This is a genomic window from Micromonospora sp. NPDC047740 (assembly GCF_043204735.1).
Classification (GTDB): Bacteria; Actinomycetota; Actinomycetes; order Mycobacteriales; family Micromonosporaceae; genus Micromonospora.
In genome coordinates this window covers 18,204-34,672 of the sequence record NZ_JBIDCT010000013.1, presented here as the reverse complement: position 1 = coordinate 34,672, position 16,469 = coordinate 18,204, and the positions used below count along the sequence as shown (strand labels likewise).

The window sequence follows — 16,469 nt, the reverse complement described above, 5'->3', positions numbered from 1 at the left end:
CCCCAGGGCGCCAAGCCGGCACCGATCATTGCCGAAGCGTTTCGGTATGTGCTTCGATCCTGGGCCAACAGCCGCCGGCCCGGATCAGCTCCCGGCTGACGCGCCAGCGGGCGGCCGTGCGGTGGAGCCGGAAGGGGGAAGGCACCGTGACCGAGTACGCCGACCTGGTCATCACCGGCGCCGACGTCTACACCGTCGACGCCGCCCGCAGCTGGTCCGACGCCGTCGCCGTACGCGGTGACCGGATCGTCGCGGTCGGCTCCGAGCCCGTGTCCGAGCTCGTCGGCCCGTGGACCAGGGTGGTCGAGGCGGCGGGCGGCATGGTGCTGCCGGGCTTCCAAGACGCCCACATCCACGCGCCCTTCGCCGGGCGCAACCGGCTCCGGGTCTGGCTCAACGACCTCGCCGGCCGGCACGCGTACCTGGACCGGATCGCACGCTACGCGGCCGACAACCCCGACCAGCCCTGGATCATCGGGGGCGGCTGGGCGATGGAGCACTTCCCCGGCGGCACCCCGCGCAAGGAAGACCTGGACGAGATCGTGCCGGACCGCCCGGTCTTCCTGTTCAACCGGGACGTGCACGGCGCCTGGGTCAACTCCACAGCCCTCAAGATCGCCGGCATCACCAGGGACACCCCGGACCCCGATGACGGGCGGATCGAACGCGACCCGGTCACCGGTGAGCCGACCGGCACACTGCACGAGGGCGCGGCGTACAGCTTCAACGACCGGCACGTGCCGCTGCCGGGGCGCGCGGAGTGGGAGGAGGCCATCCTCAACGCCCAGGAGCACCTGCACTCGTTGGGCATCACCGGATGGCAGGACGCCTGGGTGACGCCGGGGACGCTGGCGGCGTACCGCTCGCTCGCCGCGTCCGGCCGGCTCGCGGCCCGGGTCGTCGGCGCCCTGTGGTGGGACCGGCACCGCGGCCTCGACCAGATCCCCGAGTTCCTCGCCCAGCGGGAGTCCGCCAGGGGTGGCAGCTTCCACCCGATCACCGTCAAGATCATGACTGACGGGGTGCTGGAGAACTACACCGGCGCGCTGCTCGAGCCGTACTGCGACGGCTGCGGCGGCCACACCGACAACCACGGCCTGGCGTACGTTGAGGCCGAGCTGCTCGCCGCCGCGGTGACCGAACTGGACCGGCTCGACTTCCAGGTGCACCTGCACGCGATCGGCGACCGCGCCGTACGCAACGCCCTCGACGCCGTCGCGGCCGCCCGCACGGCCAATGGACACCGCGACAACCGGCACCACATCGCCCATCTGCAACTCGTCCACCCGCAGGACGTGCCGCGTTTCCGGCAGTTGGGGGTCACCGCGAACTGCCAGGCCTACTGGGCACAGATGGAACCGCAGATGGAGGAACTCACGGTGCCGTTCCTCGGCCGGGAGCGGGCGGACCTGCAATATCCCTTCGGTGATCTGCTGCGCTCCGGCGCCACCCTGGCCATGGGCAGCGACTGGTCGGTGACGACGGCGAACCCGCTCGAGGAGATCGAGGTCGCCGTCACCCGGATCGACCCGGAGCACCGCGACAACGCGCCGTTCCTCCCGGAGCAGGCGCTGCCGCTGTCGGTCGCCCTCGCGGCGTTCACCGCTGGCTCGGCGTACGTCAACCACGACGCCGACGGCGGCACTATCGCGGTCGGCAAGCGCGCGGACCTGGCCGTGCTCGACCGCAACCTGTTCGCCGCCGGCGCAGGGCTACCGGCCGACGCGCGCGTCACCCACACGATCGCGGGTGGCGCCGTCGTCTACGAATCGGCATGAGGCCTAGGATCTTTGGTCGCCAGCAGCCGAGTACCCCTGGAACCTGCTCCCGAATGAACGGATTATCAACCGCCATGCCGGCGTCTTGAGGGTTTCCAGATCCGGGGCTACGACCGGTTCGCGGCCTGGCGCGCCCACGCCGTAGATCTGCGGCGCGATGGCATCGGTGAGGACGTTGTCAAAATGGAACGATCCCTCGAATCCGAGCCATACCACGCTGTCGCCCGCGGCGCACGCGACGCCCAGGCAGTGAACCAGGTACGCGTCGAGGTCGGCCGGCAGCTCGTCGAAGACCAGGTCGTATTCGGTGACCCAGGCGTACGAACCCGGGTCATCCCGTTCGAGCAGGTACGTCTGCACCTCGGCCGGCGCCGTGCCGCCGAACTCGAAGTTCGGCGGCATGGTCGGAGCACCCGGCACGAAGACGCTGACGACCGGCTGGGCGGCGAACCGCAGCCCGGATGCCAGGTCAGCAGCCACTGACTTCCCAGAGCTTCAAATCTGCGGAGGTTACGACGGACGGACGGGACACGCAGTCGACCCTATCCGGCCGACGCGCGTCACCCACACCATCGCCGCCGGCACCGTCGTCCACGGAGGCGGTTGTTGATCTGCACACTGGAGGCAAAAGTCCCATTTGAGCACGGCAGCGGGTTCGTGGGCTTCTGCCGTCTGTCGGAAAAAGATGGACGGAGCTCCACCGTCTGTAGGAAACCTTGATTTTCATTGGCAAAGTTGCATCTTTTCATTGCATCGGCGGGGGCGCGCACGCCAAGATCGCCGAAAGGCAGAGGTGGTCCGCTCCCCGAGCCTCACCGGTGCTCAGCTGCGCCTCGCTCGGTGGACAGTGGATCCACGAGAGGAGTACGCGTGCAGGTACACAAGATCTCGACGATCCTCCGATCCCGAAGCGCGCTGGCCGCCGCCGTGACGGCCGCGCTGGCCGGTTCGATCCTCACCGCCCCACCCGTCTCCGCCGCCGCTCCAGAGGGACCGGGGCAGGGCAGCTGCAAGATCGCCGACAGCCCCTCCTGGTCGGGCTGGAGCAACCACCAGCAGGTGGGCGAGCAGCTCGCGCAGATCGAGCGCACCAGCGGCGGCCGGGTGGACGTCGACGTGGTCGGGCGCACCCAGCAGGGCCGGGAGCTGTGGGCGGCCCGGGTGGGCACCGGCGACAAGGTGCTGCTGGTCACCAGCGCGATCCACGGCAACGAGCGGACCGGCACGGAGGCGCTGCTCGCGATCCTCAAGCGCCTGGGCAGCAGCGGTGACGCGCAGACCCGGAAGATCCTCAGCGAGATCACCTTCGTCGCGATGCCCATGGTCAACCCCGACGGTGGCGAGCTCAACCGCCGGATGAACGTGCGGTCCTGGGACGAGACGCTGGCGGAGTTCCCGCAGCTGGCCGGGGCGTCGCGCGCCTGGTACCACCGGCTCAGCGGAGACGGCATCGACCTGCCCGGCTACGACCTCAACCGCGACTTCAACCCCGACCTCAACTACGTGCCGCGCGCCGCCGACCTGCCGGGCCGCGACACCGACGCCGGGTTCTTCCTCTCCCCCGAGTCGCGCGCCATCCGCGACGTCTACGTCGGACTGCGGGCGGAGAAGGGCGCGGTCGACGCGTACGTCGACCTGCACCACATGGGACCGTGCGACCGGCTCACCGGCGGTACGCAGGACGGCAACCTCATCTCCGTCTCGCTCGACTACCCGCCGCTCGGGGTGCAGGACGGCGCCAAGTACAAGGCGGCGTGGCCGGCGCTCGACCAGGACAAGTCCCGCCGCTACGCGCTCACCGTCGCCAACGGCATGAAGGCGCAGTACGGCGACCAGTCCAAGCTCGCGGCCGTGGGCCGGTACTTCCACCCCGACGCGCGGGAGTACGCGGGTCAGGGCCGCTCGGCGTTCGCCCTCAACGGCACCGGCACGGTGCTGTTCGAGGTCCGCGGCCAGCAGGACGACCTGGGCCAGAAGCAGCACGGCATGCTCGTGAAGAGCGTGCAGACCGGCGTGGAGTCGCTGCTCGGTGGCCTCGCTGACGGCACCGTCGACCGGGTCGACGGCGACGACTTCTTCGACCTGCCCGACTACGGCTGGGACACCACGAACGACTGACGATCGACGAGGCAGCCGCGGGGACATCCTGTTCCCGCGGCTGCTCCGTCTCCTCGCCCCTACCCGCCGTTAGGGAGCCGTAGGTTGAAGATCACGCGGGTGGCTGCCCCTCGTCGTGCGGGACGGTGACGGTGACGGTGCAGCCGACCGGTCGTCCGATCTCGTCGTGGCCGGCGTAGGTCAGGTGGTAGACGCGGTCCCCGCCGTTGCCGGCCCGTTCGGCCCGCAGCTTGCCGCTCGTGGCGGGCGTGCCGGTGGTGAAGCCGCTGACGTCCGTGGCGTCGCCGCCGGTCACGCCGGTCAGGGCGAACGCGTTCGGGCCGAGTACCCCGTCGCGCAGGTCGACGGCCACGGTGACGTCGATCAGCTCGTGGTTCGGCGGCCACAGGACCGGCCGGTCCACCGCGCAGTCCAGCTGCCGGACCGGCAATGGGTTGGCCAGGGTTGCGGTGGCGTGCCCGATGGTCGCGGTGAGCCGGCCGCCGGCCTCGTAGTACATGTGCGCGGTACGCCCGTCGAAGTAGAACGTCGGCGCGGCCGACCGGCCGAGGTCGGGTGCCGCGGACATCGAGTCGTGCACGATGCCGAGGTGGATCTCCTGGTCGAAGTCCTCCCCGACGTCCACCGCGTGCATGTTGCCGTCGGCGGCGTGGTAGATCACCAGATTGCGATCGTTCCAGCGGAGAAAGAACGGCCCCGAGGCGTTCGGACCTTCAACGCCCTGCGGGGTCACGATCGGTTCGGGTTGCATGGTCCAGGTCCGTGCGTCGTTGGAGACCGCCCAGCGGATCCGCCGGGACACCGGCCCGGTCGGTCCGGGCGGCGCCGCGGTCGGATTGTCCATGAACAGCATCAGGTACCGCGTCCCCAGGCGGGGCACGGACTGCTCGAACACCCGGGCGTAGGAGGTCTCTCCGCCGGTGGTCTCGTTGCGGCTGACCGCGGTGCCGCCATAGTTGAAGTGGATGCCGTCGTCGGAGGTCGCGTACCGGGTGATGGAGTTCTCGCCGTGGAAGTAGAGGAACAGCTTGCGCTCGCCCTCGATCCACACCGCGTGCGGTGAGGAGATGTGGCTGACCGTGGCGTAGTGCGGCAGCCAGGTGTTGCTGATCAGCGGGTTGGCGTCGAACTCGGTCCACGGACCGTCGATCGAGTCGGAGTACGCGAGGGAGATCCCGCCGGGCCGCTCGTGCGGGGCGTAGTACAGGTAGTAGGTGCCGAGCGGGTGGGGGAAGTAGTCGGCGGCCCGGATGACGCTCGGGAAGATGAACTCGTTCGTCGGGTTGTAGGCGAGCTTGCTCTTGTCGAACGCGGTGCCCACGTAGGTGAACTGGGGGAAGTCGAGGCCAGGGTCGGCGGCGGCCGGCGCGGCGCCGGCCATGGCGGCGACGAGCAGGCCGGCGCCGGCGGCTGCCAGGACGGCGCGTCGGGACGAGGCGGGTGGTGGCGTCATGCGTCTTCCTGTTCTGTCGGATCGATCGCTTGGCGGTTCTCGACGGACGGCGGCGGGCGTGCGGGAGCGTCCGGCGGCAGCACGGGAGGCGCCGTCCCGTGCGTCGTGCTCCACGCCGGCCGCCGGCGGCATGCGGTAACTCTCAGTAAGACGACAGGGTTCGTCGACCGGTCGGAGTCCTCTCGGGCCGCCGCGCTAATACGTATTAGCATCTATGTTTCTCGAATGTTGCTCGCCTGGAAGGGCTCCTGTCAAGAGGCTGGCCCACCTCCTCCAGTTTCACGCACCTTTCACGCACCCCAGGCGCCATCCCGTCGCGAGCCGTTCCCGCTAATGCGCATTACTTCAGGAAGTTCATCGGGCTGAAATCTCTACTCCACCTCTTGACACAGGCCGACCCACCCGCCAAGCTCCTTCCCAACGCCGAGCGCTAATACGCATTAGCCGCACCGGAAGGACTCGTCGTGTCCGCTCCCCCCAGACGCGTCACCCAACGTGACATCGCGCGGTTGGCCGGTGTCAGTCAGGCGACGGTGTCGTTGGTGCTGAACAACCGCACCGACGCCGAGGTCCGCATCGCCCCGGAGACCCGGGACCGCGTGTTGCGGGTCATCGCCGAGACTGGGTACGCCGCCGATCCCGTGGCCCGCCGCCTCGCCGCACGGTTCAACCGGATCATCGGCGTCTTCACGTACGAGCCCGCCTTCCCCAGCGGCAGCCGGGACTTCTTCCACCCGTTCCTGCTCGGCATCGAGGAGTACGCCGAGCGGGTGGGCTGCGACCTGCTGCTGTTCACCAGCGCACCCGTGGTGGACGGCCGGCGACGCATCTTCCACCAGGACAACCGGCTGCGCCTGGCCGACGGATGCATCCTGCTCGGGCGCGAGATCGACGGCGCGGAACTGCACCGGCTCAACCGCGACGGATTTCCGTACGTCGCCGTGGGGCGCCGCAACGACGCCGGCGGACCGGTGCCCTACGTCGGCGCCGACTACGCGACGGCGGTGGTCCGGCTCGTCGAGCGGGCATTGCAGCACGGTCATCGGCGCCTGACGTACGTAAGCATGGGCATGAACGCCGAGTCCTCAGAGGATCGGCGCCGTGGTTTCGTCGCCGCCGCGACGACCGCGGAGAGCGCCCGCCAGGTGTCCACGGTGGCCGAGGAGGCCGACGCGTGCCTCGACGATCTCCTGGCCGACGGGACGACGGTGGCGTTCGTGGAGGACTTCGCCACGGCGGTGGCGCTGGAGTCGGCCACCCGACGGCGGGGGCTGACCGTGCCGGGCGACCTGTCGATCGTCACCCTCGGCGACCCGACCGTCCCGGTCCCCACCGACATCGCGTTCACCGGGTTCCTCATCCCGCGGGAGGAGATGGGCCGGCAGGCGGTCGAGGTGCTGACCGGCGTCATCGACGGCAGCGCCGCCGGCCTGCAGCAGCGGCTTCTCCCCTGCGAGCTCGTCGAGGGCAACACCCTCGGCGCCCCTGATCCGGCGGTCCACCGCCGCTGAGCGGTGGGCCGCGCAACTGGAAGGAAGCAAGTGGTACAGATGCGTGCGGACGTCCTCGTCGTCGGGGGCGGACTGGGTGGGGTCGCCGCGGCGCTCGCCGCGGCGAGGGCCGGCCGGTCCGTCATCCTGACCGAGGAGTTCGACTGGCTCGGCGGGCAGCTCACCAGCCAGGCCGTCCCGCCGGACGAGCACTCCTGGATCGAGCAGTTCGGCGCCACCGCCAGCTACCGGGCCCTGCGCAACGGCATCCGCGACTACTACCGTCGCCACTACCCGCTGACGGAGCGGTCCCGGGCCTGGACCGACCTCAACCCGGGCGCCGGCTGGGTGAGCCGGCTCTGCCACGAGCCGCGGGTGGCCGTCGCCGTGCTCGAGGAGATGCTCGCGCCGTACCGGGGATCGGGGCGGCTGACCGTGCTCCAGCCGTACCGGCCGGTCGCCGCGGAGACCGACGGGGACCGGGTCACCGGTGTCACCCTGGCGCACCGGGACCGGGACGACCGGATCGGCGTGGTCGCACCGTACATCCTGGACGCCACGGAGACCGGCGAGCTGCTACCGCTGACGGGCACGGAGTACGTCACCGGGTTCGAGTCGCAGGCCGAGACCGGGGAGCCGAGCGCACCCGCCGAGGCGCAGCCGATGAACATGCAGGCCGTGTCGGTGTGCTTCGCCATCGACCACGTCGACGGTGATCAGACCATCGACCGGCCCGCGGGGTACGACTTCTGGCGCGACTACAAGCCCGACTTCTGGGGTGACCGGCTGCTGTCCTGGCGGTCGCCGCACCCGCGCACGCTGGAGATCGTCGAGCGCAGCTTCACCCCCAACCCTGACGACGACCCGCTGAGCGTCAACGCCGATCAGCGCGTGAACCCGGGTGACGGCAACCTGTGGACGTTCCGGCGGATCGCTGCCCGGCGCAACTTCACCGACGGGACGTACGGCAGCGACATCACGCTGGTCAACTGGCCGATGATCGACTACTTCGAGGGTCCGGTCATCGACGTGCCGAACGCGTCGTGGCACCTGGCCAAGGCCCGCGAGCTGTCGTACTCGGTGCTGTACTGGCTGCAGACGGAGGCGCCCCGGCCGGACGGCGGCACCGGCTTCCCCGGGCTGCGGCTGCGCGGCGACGTGACCGGCAGCCGGGACGGGTTGGCGCAGGCGCCCTACATCCGGGAGTCGCGCCGCATCCGGGCCGAGTACACGGTGGTGGAGCAGGACCTCTCCCTCGCGGTGCGGGGTGAGCACGGCGCGGTGCACTACCCCGACTCGATCGGCGTGGGGATGTACCGCATCGACCTGCACCCGTCGACCGGCGGTGACAACTACATCGACGTCGGCTCCTGCCCGTTCGAGATCCCGCTCGGTGCGCTGATCCCGCAGCGGATGGAGAACCTGCTGCCGGCGGGCAAGAACATCGGCACCACGCACATCACCAACGGCAGCTACCGGCTGCACCCGGTCGAGTGGAACGTCGGCGAGGTCGCCGGCCTGCTCGCCGATTTCTGTCTGACGCGGGGCGAGTCCCCGCGTGCGGTCCGCGGCACCCCCCGCCTGCTGGCCGAATTCACCGACCGCGTCTCGGCCGCCGGCGTGGAACGCCGCTGGCCGCAGATCGCGGGCTACTGAACCCCCCGGTGAGGAGAAGATAGTGAAACGAGGAAAGGGTCTGGCTGTTGTCGCCGCCGCACTGGCCGGCGTCCTCGCCCTGTCCGCCTGTGGTGGCGGCGAGGCGAAGGACAAGGGCCCGGCCAGTCTGCGGATGACGATCTGGTCGGCCAACGAGGCGCACCTGAAGCTGTTCAACGAGATCGCCGACGAGTACCGCAAGAGCCACCCGAACGTCGCCGAGATCAAGTTCGATCCGCTGCCGTTCGACAACTACACCACCACGTTGACCACCCAGATCGCCGGCGGGAACGCGCCCGACCTGGCCTGGGTGTTCGAGAACTCCGCCCCCGACTTCGTGGCCTCCGGCGCGCTGCTGCCGCTGGACGACACGCTCAAGAAGGCCGAGGGCTACCAGTACGACGACCTCTCCCCCGCCACGCTGAAGCTCTGGCAGAACGGCGGCAAGCTGTACGCGTACCCGTTCTCCACCTCGCCGTTCGGCGTGTTCGTCAACACCGACCTGCTGAAGAAGGCCGGGCAGAAGGCCCCGGCCGAGCTGATCGCGGCCGGGCAGTGGAACTGGGACAACGCCCTCGCGGCGGCTGGAGCGGTCAACGGCAAGACTGGCAAGGCCGGCCTGGTGATCCGGGACTTCGACTACAAGGGCTGGGACAACCTGTCCACCTTCTGGACCGGGTGGGGCGCCCAGGCGTGGAGCGAGGACGGCAAGAGCTGCGGTTTCGCCAGCCTGGAGATGGTCGAGGCGATGACCACCCTGCACAAGGCCATCTTCACCACGAAGGCGCTGCCCGGTCCGGGCACCACCGCCGACTTCTTCGCCGGTGACGCCGCCATGACGATCACCCAGATCTCCCGCGCCTCGCTGCTGAAGGACGACGGCTTCGCCTGGGACCTGGTCCCCCTGCCCGCGGGCCCGAAGGGGCCGTACTCGGTGGTCGGTCAGGCCGGCATCGGGGTGATGAAGAAGAGCCCGCACGCCGATGTGGCCGCCGACTTCGTCGCCTTCCTGACCAACCCCACCAACTCGGCGAAGCTCGCCCAGTTCTTCCCGCCGCCGCGCCAGTCGCAGCTGACCGCGGAGACTCTCGCGAAGACGAACCCGAAGCTCAAGCCGGAGCAGTTGCAGAAGGTCGTCATCGACGGCATCACCAACGGTGTGGTCAAGCCCAGCCACGCCGGGCAGGCCGAGCTGAGCCAGCAGGTACGCGCCGGACTCGACCCGCTGTGGAAGCCCGACGCGGACGTCAAGGCCGTCCTCGACGGGGTCTGCGCCAAGATCCAACCGCTGCTGGCGAAGTAGGCAACCGCTCATGACCCGGACGGACACCAGGGTGGGCCAGGTCGAGGCCCGGCCCACCCTGGGCCGGGCGCGGCCGTTCTGGACCACCCGCCGCCGCGACCAGCTCACCGGTTACCTCTTCATCACCCCGCAACTGCTCGGCAGCGCCGTCTTCGTGATCCTGCCGCTGATCCTCGTGGTCTGGTACAGCCTGCACGAATGGAACGTGCTCGCCGGCACGTTCGACTTCGTCGGCACCGACAACTACCAGGCTCTCGCCGACGACCCCAACCTCGGCGCGGTGCTGCGGGCCACCGGCCTGTTCTCCGTCGGGCTGGTGGTGTTCAACCTCGGCCTGGCGTTGCTGCTGGCCGTCCTGCTCAACCAGAAGCTGCGCGGCACGATCCTGTTCCGCACCCTGTTCTTCTCCCCCGTGGTGGTCTCGCTGGTGGCCTGGACCATCGTCTGGGGCTTCCTGCTGCAGGACAACGGCGGGATCAACGGCCTGCTCGACACGATCGGGGTGGACGGGCCGAACTGGCTGCGCGGCGAGGGCACGGCGATGCTGTCGGTGATCGTCGTGCAGGTGTTCAAGAACGTCGGCCTGAACATGGTGCTGTTCCTGGCCGCCCTGCAAGGCGTGCCGGCGGAGCTGTACGAGGCCGCGGAGGTGGACGGGGCGAGCCGGATGCGCCAGTTCTGGCGGATCACCGTGCCGCTGATCAGCCCGACGATCCTGCTCACGTCGATCATCACGGTGGTCGGGTCGCTGCAGGTGTTCGCGCAGATCGCGGTGCTCACCCAGGGCGGGCCCGGCACCTCAACCACGGTGCTCGTCTACTACCTCTACCAGCAGGCGTTCCAGTTCCACCACTTCGGCTACGGCGCGACGCTGTCGATCCTGTTGTTCGTCATCGTGCTCGCGCTGACCGTGCTGCAGTGGCAGATGCGCAAGAGGTGGGTCTTCCATGAGTCGTGACCTGTCGCGGCGGACCAAACTGGTGCTCTACGGGGTGCTGCTGGTCCTGGCGATCCCGTTCGTCTTCCCGACCTGGTGGATGGTCACCTCGTCGCTGAAGCCGGTGGCGGACATCTTCGCCTTCCCGCCGCAACTGCTGCCGGTCAACCCACGGCTGGACGCCTACCGGCGGGTGTTCGAGTTGCAGCCGTTCGGGCAGCAGTACCTCAACAGCCTCTACATCGCGTTGCTGGTCACCGTCGGCACCCTCGCGGTGTCGGCGCTGGCCGGGTACGCCTTCGCGCGGATCCGGTTCCGCGGCCAGAACGTGTTGTTCCTGGTCGTCCTCGCGGGCCTGCTCATCCCCAGCGAGGTGACGATCGTGCCGCTGTTCCAGATGTTCTTCAAGCTGGGGCTGATCAACACGCACTGGCCGCTGATCCTGGTGCCGATCTTCGGCGCGCCGAGCGTGCTGGCGACGTTCATCATGCGGCAGTTCTTCATCAGCCTCCCCGGTGAGCTGGAGGAGGCGGCCCGGGTCGACGGGCTGGGCCGCTTCGCCACGTTCTGGCGGATCGCCCTGCCGCTGTCCCGGCCCGCACTCGGCGCGGTGGCGATCTTCACCTTCCTGCACAGCTGGAACCTGTACCTGGAGCCGATCGTGTTCCTCTCCTCGCCGGAGAAGTTCACCCTGCCGCAGGCGCTCACCCAGTTCGTCGACGCCTACGGCGGCCCGATGTGGGACGTCCAGTTGGCCGCGGCGTCGATGACGGCGCTGCCGGTGCTGGTGGTGTTCGTCATCGCGCAGAAGCAGTTCGTCGAGGGCCTCGCGCACACCGGCCTGAAGGGATGACGGCCCCGGTGGTCGGGGTCGACATCGGCGGCACCAAGACGGCCGCCGCGCTGGTCGGCCCCGGCGGGGAGGTGCTGGAGCGCCAGGAGGCGCCCACCCCGGCCCGGTCCGGGCCAGAGGCGGTGCTGGACGCCGCGGCGGGGCTGGCCGCCGGGCTGCTCGGCGCGGCCGGGTCCGGGCCGGTGGGGGTGGGCACCGCCGGCACGGTCGACCCGGCGACCGGCCGCATCCGGTACGCCACCGACAGCCTGCCCGGCTGGACCGGCACCCCGGTCGCCGACGCGCTGGCCGCGCGGCTCGGTCGTGAGGTGCGGGTCACCAACGACGTGAACGCCGCGGCGCTGGGCGAGTGCTGGGCCGGCGCCGGGCGGGGCCGGGCTCATGTGCTGCTGGTGGCTGCCGGCACCGGGCTGGGCGGGGCGGTCGTCCGCAACGGCCGCGTCGAGGTCGGGGCCCGCGGCGCCGCCGGCGAGGTCGCCCATCTGCCGGCTCCGGGCGCCGAACGGCTGCGGTGCGGGTGCGGCCGGTACGGGCACCTGGAGGCGATCGCCTCGGGCACCGGGCTGGCCGCCGCGTACGCCATCGAGACCGGCGACCGCGTCAGCGGACGGGCGGTGGCGGACCGCGCGGGGGCCGGGGACGCGGTCGCCCGGCAGGTCGTGGACCGGGCCGGCGCCGTGCTCGGCGCGGTGCTGGCGGGGTTGGTGGCCCTGCTCGACCCGGACGCCGTCCTGGTGGCCGGCGGGGCGGCCGGAGCGCTGCTGCCCGCCGCGTCGGCCGCCTACGCGGCGGAACTGCCCGCGGGCTGGGCCGACGTGCCGCTGCTGCCGGCCGCCCTGGCCGCCGACGCCGTCGTGGTCGGCGCGGCCCGGCTGGCCACGAACGCGTAGGAGTGAGCGGTGGCGGCGCGAGCCGTACCCACATCAACGGAAGGACCAGAGGGGTGAGTGTGCTCGACGACCTGGCCGGCGGGCTGGTGGTGTCCTGCCAGCCGCTGCCCGACGAGCCGGAGGACCCGATGCGGGACCCGTACGTCCAGGCCCGGGTGGCGGCCGCGGTGGTACGCGGCGGCGCGGTGGCGGTGCGGGTCAACGGGCCGGACGACGTCAAGGCGGTGCGCGCCGCGGTCGACGTGCCGGTGATCGGGTTGTACAAGCACGGCACGGCGGACGTGTTCATCACCCCGACGGCGGCGCACGCGCTCGAGGTGGCGCTGGCCGGGGCGGACATCGTCGCGGTCGACGCCACCGACCGTCCCCGACCGGACGGGCGCACCTTCGCCGACACCGTGCGGGCGGTCCGCGAACGGACCGACGCGCTCGTGCTGGCCGACGTCTCCACCACGGCCGAGGGCGTCGCCGCCGTCGAGGCGGGCGCGGACGCCGTCGCCACCACGCTGTCCGGCTACACCCCGGCCAGCCCACAGACTGACGGGCCCGATCTCGGGCTCGTGGCGCGACTCGTCGCACTGCTGCCGGTTCCGGTGATCGCCGAAGGGCGGTACCGGAGCAAGGAGCAGATCGGCGCGGCGTTCGAGGCCGGTGCGCACGCGGTGGTGATGGGCAACGCCGTCACCTCACCGCTGTGGATCACCCGCCGGCTCGTGCCGGCCACCCCCCGCGCGGCGAGCGCTCCAGAGAAGTAGGGAGAGCAAGTGAAGCGACGTACCCTCCTGGCCACCGGCATGGCCGGGCTGGCCACCGCGGCCATCGGCCGGCCGGCGTTCGCCGAGCCCGCGGACCGGCAGCTGACCGTGGCGCTGGTGCCGTTGGACGACCGGCCGGTCAACACCTACTGCCCCCAGATGACCGCGGCGAGCGCCGGCGCGCAGGTGCTACTGCCGCCTCGGGAACTGCTGGGCCGCTTCTTCACCCCCGGCGACGGGGCCGCCATCGCCCGTTGGCTCGGCACCGTCGACGGCGTCGACGGGTACGTGATCTCGGTCAGCATGCTCGCCTACGGCGGTCTGATCGCGTCCCGTACGGCCGCCCCGACGCTGGCTGCCGCCCTGGAGAACCTGGCCGCGATCCGGAACCTGCGCGCGACGCGGCCGGGGGCGGTGATCGAGGTGCACGACACCATCCAGCGGCTGGCCATCACCAGCACGGGCACGGAGCTGGACAAGTACCGCGACCGGCTGGTCGAGTGGGCGAAGCTCTACGACCAGGTGGTCAACCTCGGGCAGGAGGAGCTGCGGTCTCGGCTCGACGCCGTACGGGCGCAGATCCCGGACCAGGTCGTCGAGGACTACCTCGCCGCGCGGGCCCGCAACCACCAGGTCAACCGGTTGATGGTGGAGTGGGTCGCCGACGGCACGATCAGTCATCTCGTGCTGTCGGAGGACGACACCGCGCCGGTCGGTCTGGCCCGGGCGGAGCGGGTGGAGCTGGAGGCGTTGGTGGCCCGGCTCGGCGTCGGGGACCGGGTGGAGATCTTCCCCGGCGCGGACGAGGTCGACGCGCTGCTGGTCGCCCGGGTGATCGCCGCCGGCACGACGCCCAGCTACCGGCTGGAGTACGCCGGTGTCTCGGGTGAGGACTGGACCGCGCAGTTGGAGGGCATCCCGTTCGCGGAGAACATCCGCCGGCACGTGGCCGCCGTGGGTGGCCGGGTGGTCAGTGGCGACGCGGACATCGTGGTCGCCGTGAACACCCCCTCGGCGGCACCCGGGCAGCGTGCCGCCGATCTGGACGCCTTCGTCGGGCGGATCGGCGCCCTGCTGGCCGCCGGCACCCCGGTGATCGTGGTGGACCCGCTGATCGTGAACAAGGCCGACCACGAACTGGTCGCGCGGATGGAGAACGGTCTGGATCTCGCGGCGCTGCTGTCGTACTCGGGGTGGAACACCGGCGGCAACGCGCTCGGGCTGGCGCTCGGCCACGGCACCGCCCGCTGGGCGTGCCTGCGCTCCTCGGGCAGCGGTTACGGCGTGCCCGAGCTGCGCGGGCCCGGCCTGGCGCACGCCGAGTACCTGCTGTACCGGTTCGTCAAGGACGACCCGTGGAAGAACGTGGTGCAGGTCGAGGCGTACGCGCACGCGCGGGCGCAGGGCTGGGACCCGCTCGCGCTCACGCCTGAGCAGAAGAGCTACTTCGACGGCTGGGTACGGGAGCGGCTGGTGCCGCTGACCGAGCGGTACTTCACCGACCACTTCGCCGGGCACCGCGTCGTGCTGGGCCGGCGGGGCGCGAGGACGTTCACGGCGACCCTGGCGCGGTTCGAGTCGGCCCGGGTCGAGCTGCCGTGGGACCGGCTGTTCGAGGTGACCCTGGAGCCCCGGCTGCAGTTGTCCTGACCAGCACATCCGGTCGCGTCGGCAGGGGGACTGCCGGCGCGGCCGCGTGCCGGCGACCGGACGGTCCCGGCGTCGAACGCCAGGCACGGACCAGGGCTCACGGTTCCGTCTCCTACCCAGGTAGGAGGAACCGGCTCCGACCGCCGGCCGCGACCGGGGCTTCAGGTCGGGCGAAGTACGCAGGCCGGCGCACCAGCATCTGCAGGTATGACAACCACGATGCGCCGGGCGGCACACTGGCACCGCCCACTGATGCTCTTCGTCGCGGCGATGGCGGTGCTCGCCCTCGTCTCCGCGGTCGGCATCGTCGCCGACTCGCGGGTCCTCACCGGCGTGCCGATCTGGCTCAAGCCGTTCAAGTTCTCCGTGTCGTTCGTGCTGTACGGCACCACCCTGGCCTGGATGCTCTCCCTGCTGCCGCGGCGGAGCCGGGTCGCGGAGTGGGCCGGCACCGTCATCGTCGCGATGGGGGTGGTGGAGATGGCGATCATCGTCGGGCAGGTGCTGCGCGGCACGACCAGCCACTTCAACGGGACCACCCCGCTCAACGGCATCCTGTTCTCGCTGATGGGTGCCGCGATCATGGTGTTGTTCGTGGCGCACCTGGTCATCGGGATCGTGGTGCTGCGGCAGCCGATCGCGGACCGGGTCGGCAAGTACGCGGTCGGGCTGGGCCTCGGCCTGACCCTGCTCGGCATGCTGGTGGCGATCCCGATGGTGCTGCCCAGCCAGGAGCCGGGCATCGAGGGGATCTCCGGGGCGCACAGCGTGGGCGTGCCGGACGGCGGGCCCGGGCTGCCCCTGGTCGGCTGGAGCACCACCGGCGGGGACCTGCGGATCGGACACTTCGTGGGAATGCACGCGTTGCAGGCACTGCCGCTGCTGGCGATCCTGCTGCGCCGGTTCCTCGGGCGACTGGACGAGCGCACCCAGGTGCGGCTGCTGATGGTTGCGGGCGGCGCGTACGGTGCACTCACCATGCTGCTCACCTGGCAGGCCCTGCGCGGGCAGCCGCTGCTGCGGCCGGACGCGCTCACCCTGGCCGCCGTGGCGGCGCTGGTGGTCGCCACCGCAGCCGCCGCCGGCGCGGTCCTGGCCCGTCGGCACCGCGCGGAACTGGTGCTGGCGGCATGACCGGCATCCTGTTCGAGCTGACGTTCGCGGTGGCCGCGCCGTTCTGGGCGCTGATGATTCTCCTGCCCCGCTGGTCGTGGACCGTCCGGATCATCAGGTCACCGCTGATCGTGGCACCGGCCCTGCTGATCTACGCGGTCCTGGTGATCCCGGCGCTCGGGGACGTGCTGCCGGCGGTGGCGTCCCCGACCCTGGACGGCGTACGCGATCTGCTCGGCACCGACAACGGCGCGGCGGCGGCGTGGGCGCACATGATCGCGTTCGACCTGTTCGTCGGCCGGTGGGCGTGGCTCGACAGCCGGGAACGGGGGGTGCCGGCGCTGGTCATGGCTCCGGTGCTGGTGCTGACGATCCTGCTCGGGCCGCTCGGCCTGGCCGCCTACCTCGCCGCCCGGGTCAGGTGGCCGCAGCCGGCGGCGATTCCGGTCGCCGAGCCGCAGCGCATAGGCTGA

14 protein-coding genes are annotated in these 16,469 nt (G+C 70.9%); 12 read left to right on the top strand and 2 right to left on the bottom strand.

The annotated features are described in order from the left end of the window. The first annotated feature begins 146 nt into the window (after positions 1-146). The gene (locus tag ACGF4F_RS23635; RefSeq protein WP_393080316.1) at positions 147-1,778 is read left to right on the top strand and encodes an amidohydrolase; all 1,632 of its coding nucleotides are present in this window, start codon (positions 147-149) and stop codon (positions 1,776-1,778) included. Between the two features lie 3 nt (positions 1,779-1,781). Here the strand turns inward: ACGF4F_RS23635 and ACGF4F_RS23630 are convergent, their stop codons facing one another. Next, positions 1,782-2,180 (bottom strand): hypothetical protein, encoded by a 399-nt coding sequence (locus ACGF4F_RS23630; protein ID WP_393080313.1) that lies wholly within the window; start codon positions 2,178-2,180, stop codon positions 1,782-1,784. Positions 2,181-2,648: 468 nt separating this feature from the next. Between ACGF4F_RS23630 and ACGF4F_RS23625 the strand changes: the two genes are divergently transcribed. Next, positions 2,649-3,896, top strand: a complete 1,248-nt coding sequence (locus ACGF4F_RS23625) for a M14 family zinc carboxypeptidase (protein WP_393080310.1) — start codon at positions 2,649-2,651, stop codon at positions 3,894-3,896. Positions 3,897-3,987: 91 nt separating this feature from the next. On the opposite strand, the gene ACGF4F_RS23620 is transcribed toward ACGF4F_RS23625, so the two are convergent. Then, positions 3,988-5,349 (bottom strand): hypothetical protein, encoded by a 1,362-nt coding sequence (locus ACGF4F_RS23620; protein ID WP_393080307.1) that lies wholly within the window; start codon positions 5,347-5,349, stop codon positions 3,988-3,990. Between the two features lie 464 nt (positions 5,350-5,813). On the opposite strand from ACGF4F_RS23620, the gene ACGF4F_RS23615 reads away from it, so the two are divergent. The 10 genes from ACGF4F_RS23615 (at position 5,814) to ACGF4F_RS23570 (ending at position 16,469) form a co-directional block, all read left to right on the top strand. Continuing rightward, positions 5,814-6,860, top strand: a complete 1,047-nt coding sequence (locus ACGF4F_RS23615; RefSeq protein WP_393080304.1) for a LacI family DNA-binding transcriptional regulator — start codon at positions 5,814-5,816, stop codon at positions 6,858-6,860. A gap of 39 nt (positions 6,861-6,899) precedes the next feature. Continuing rightward, complete coding sequence (locus ACGF4F_RS23610) at positions 6,900-8,495, top strand: FAD-dependent oxidoreductase (protein WP_393080301.1); 1,596 nt, start codon at positions 6,900-6,902, stop codon at positions 8,493-8,495. Positions 8,496-8,517: 22 nt separating this feature from the next. Beyond that, entirely contained in the window at positions 8,518-9,798 is a 1,281-nt protein-coding gene (locus ACGF4F_RS23605; RefSeq protein WP_393080298.1) for an ABC transporter substrate-binding protein, read from the top strand. Between the two features lie 10 nt (positions 9,799-9,808). Next, the gene (locus tag ACGF4F_RS23600; protein ID WP_393080296.1) at positions 9,809-10,756 is read left to right on the top strand and encodes a carbohydrate ABC transporter permease; all 948 of its coding nucleotides are present in this window, start codon (positions 9,809-9,811) and stop codon (positions 10,754-10,756) included. Continuing rightward, positions 10,746-11,588 (top strand): carbohydrate ABC transporter permease, encoded by an 843-nt coding sequence (locus ACGF4F_RS23595; protein WP_387280951.1) that lies wholly within the window; start codon positions 10,746-10,748, stop codon positions 11,586-11,588. The genes ACGF4F_RS23600 and ACGF4F_RS23595 overlap by 11 nt, the downstream gene beginning before the upstream one ends. Next, positions 11,585-12,478 carry an ROK family protein gene (locus tag ACGF4F_RS23590; protein WP_357440630.1) on the top strand — a complete coding sequence of 298 codons (894 nt, stop codon included), beginning with the start codon at positions 11,585-11,587 and terminating at the stop codon, positions 12,476-12,478. The genes ACGF4F_RS23595 and ACGF4F_RS23590 overlap by 4 nt, the downstream gene beginning before the upstream one ends. Before the next feature lie 53 nt (positions 12,479-12,531). Beyond that, positions 12,532-13,233: an N-acetylmannosamine-6-phosphate 2-epimerase gene (locus ACGF4F_RS23585; RefSeq protein ID WP_393080292.1), complete on the top strand. Its 702-nt coding sequence runs from the start codon at positions 12,532-12,534 to the stop codon at positions 13,231-13,233. 9 nt (positions 13,234-13,242) lie between these two features. Continuing rightward, complete coding sequence (locus tag ACGF4F_RS23580) at positions 13,243-14,883, top strand: DUF4127 family protein (protein ID WP_357440637.1); 1,641 nt, start codon at positions 13,243-13,245, stop codon at positions 14,881-14,883. A 207-nt stretch (positions 14,884-15,090) separates the two neighbouring features. Beyond that, entirely contained in the window at positions 15,091-16,017 is a 927-nt protein-coding gene (locus tag ACGF4F_RS23575) for a hypothetical protein (RefSeq protein ID WP_357440639.1), read from the top strand. After that, positions 16,014-16,469, top strand: coding sequence for an ABA4-like family protein (locus tag ACGF4F_RS23570; RefSeq protein ID WP_393080288.1), 456 nt, complete (start codon positions 16,014-16,016; stop codon positions 16,467-16,469). Before ACGF4F_RS23575 ends, ACGF4F_RS23570 begins: the two co-directional genes overlap by 4 nt.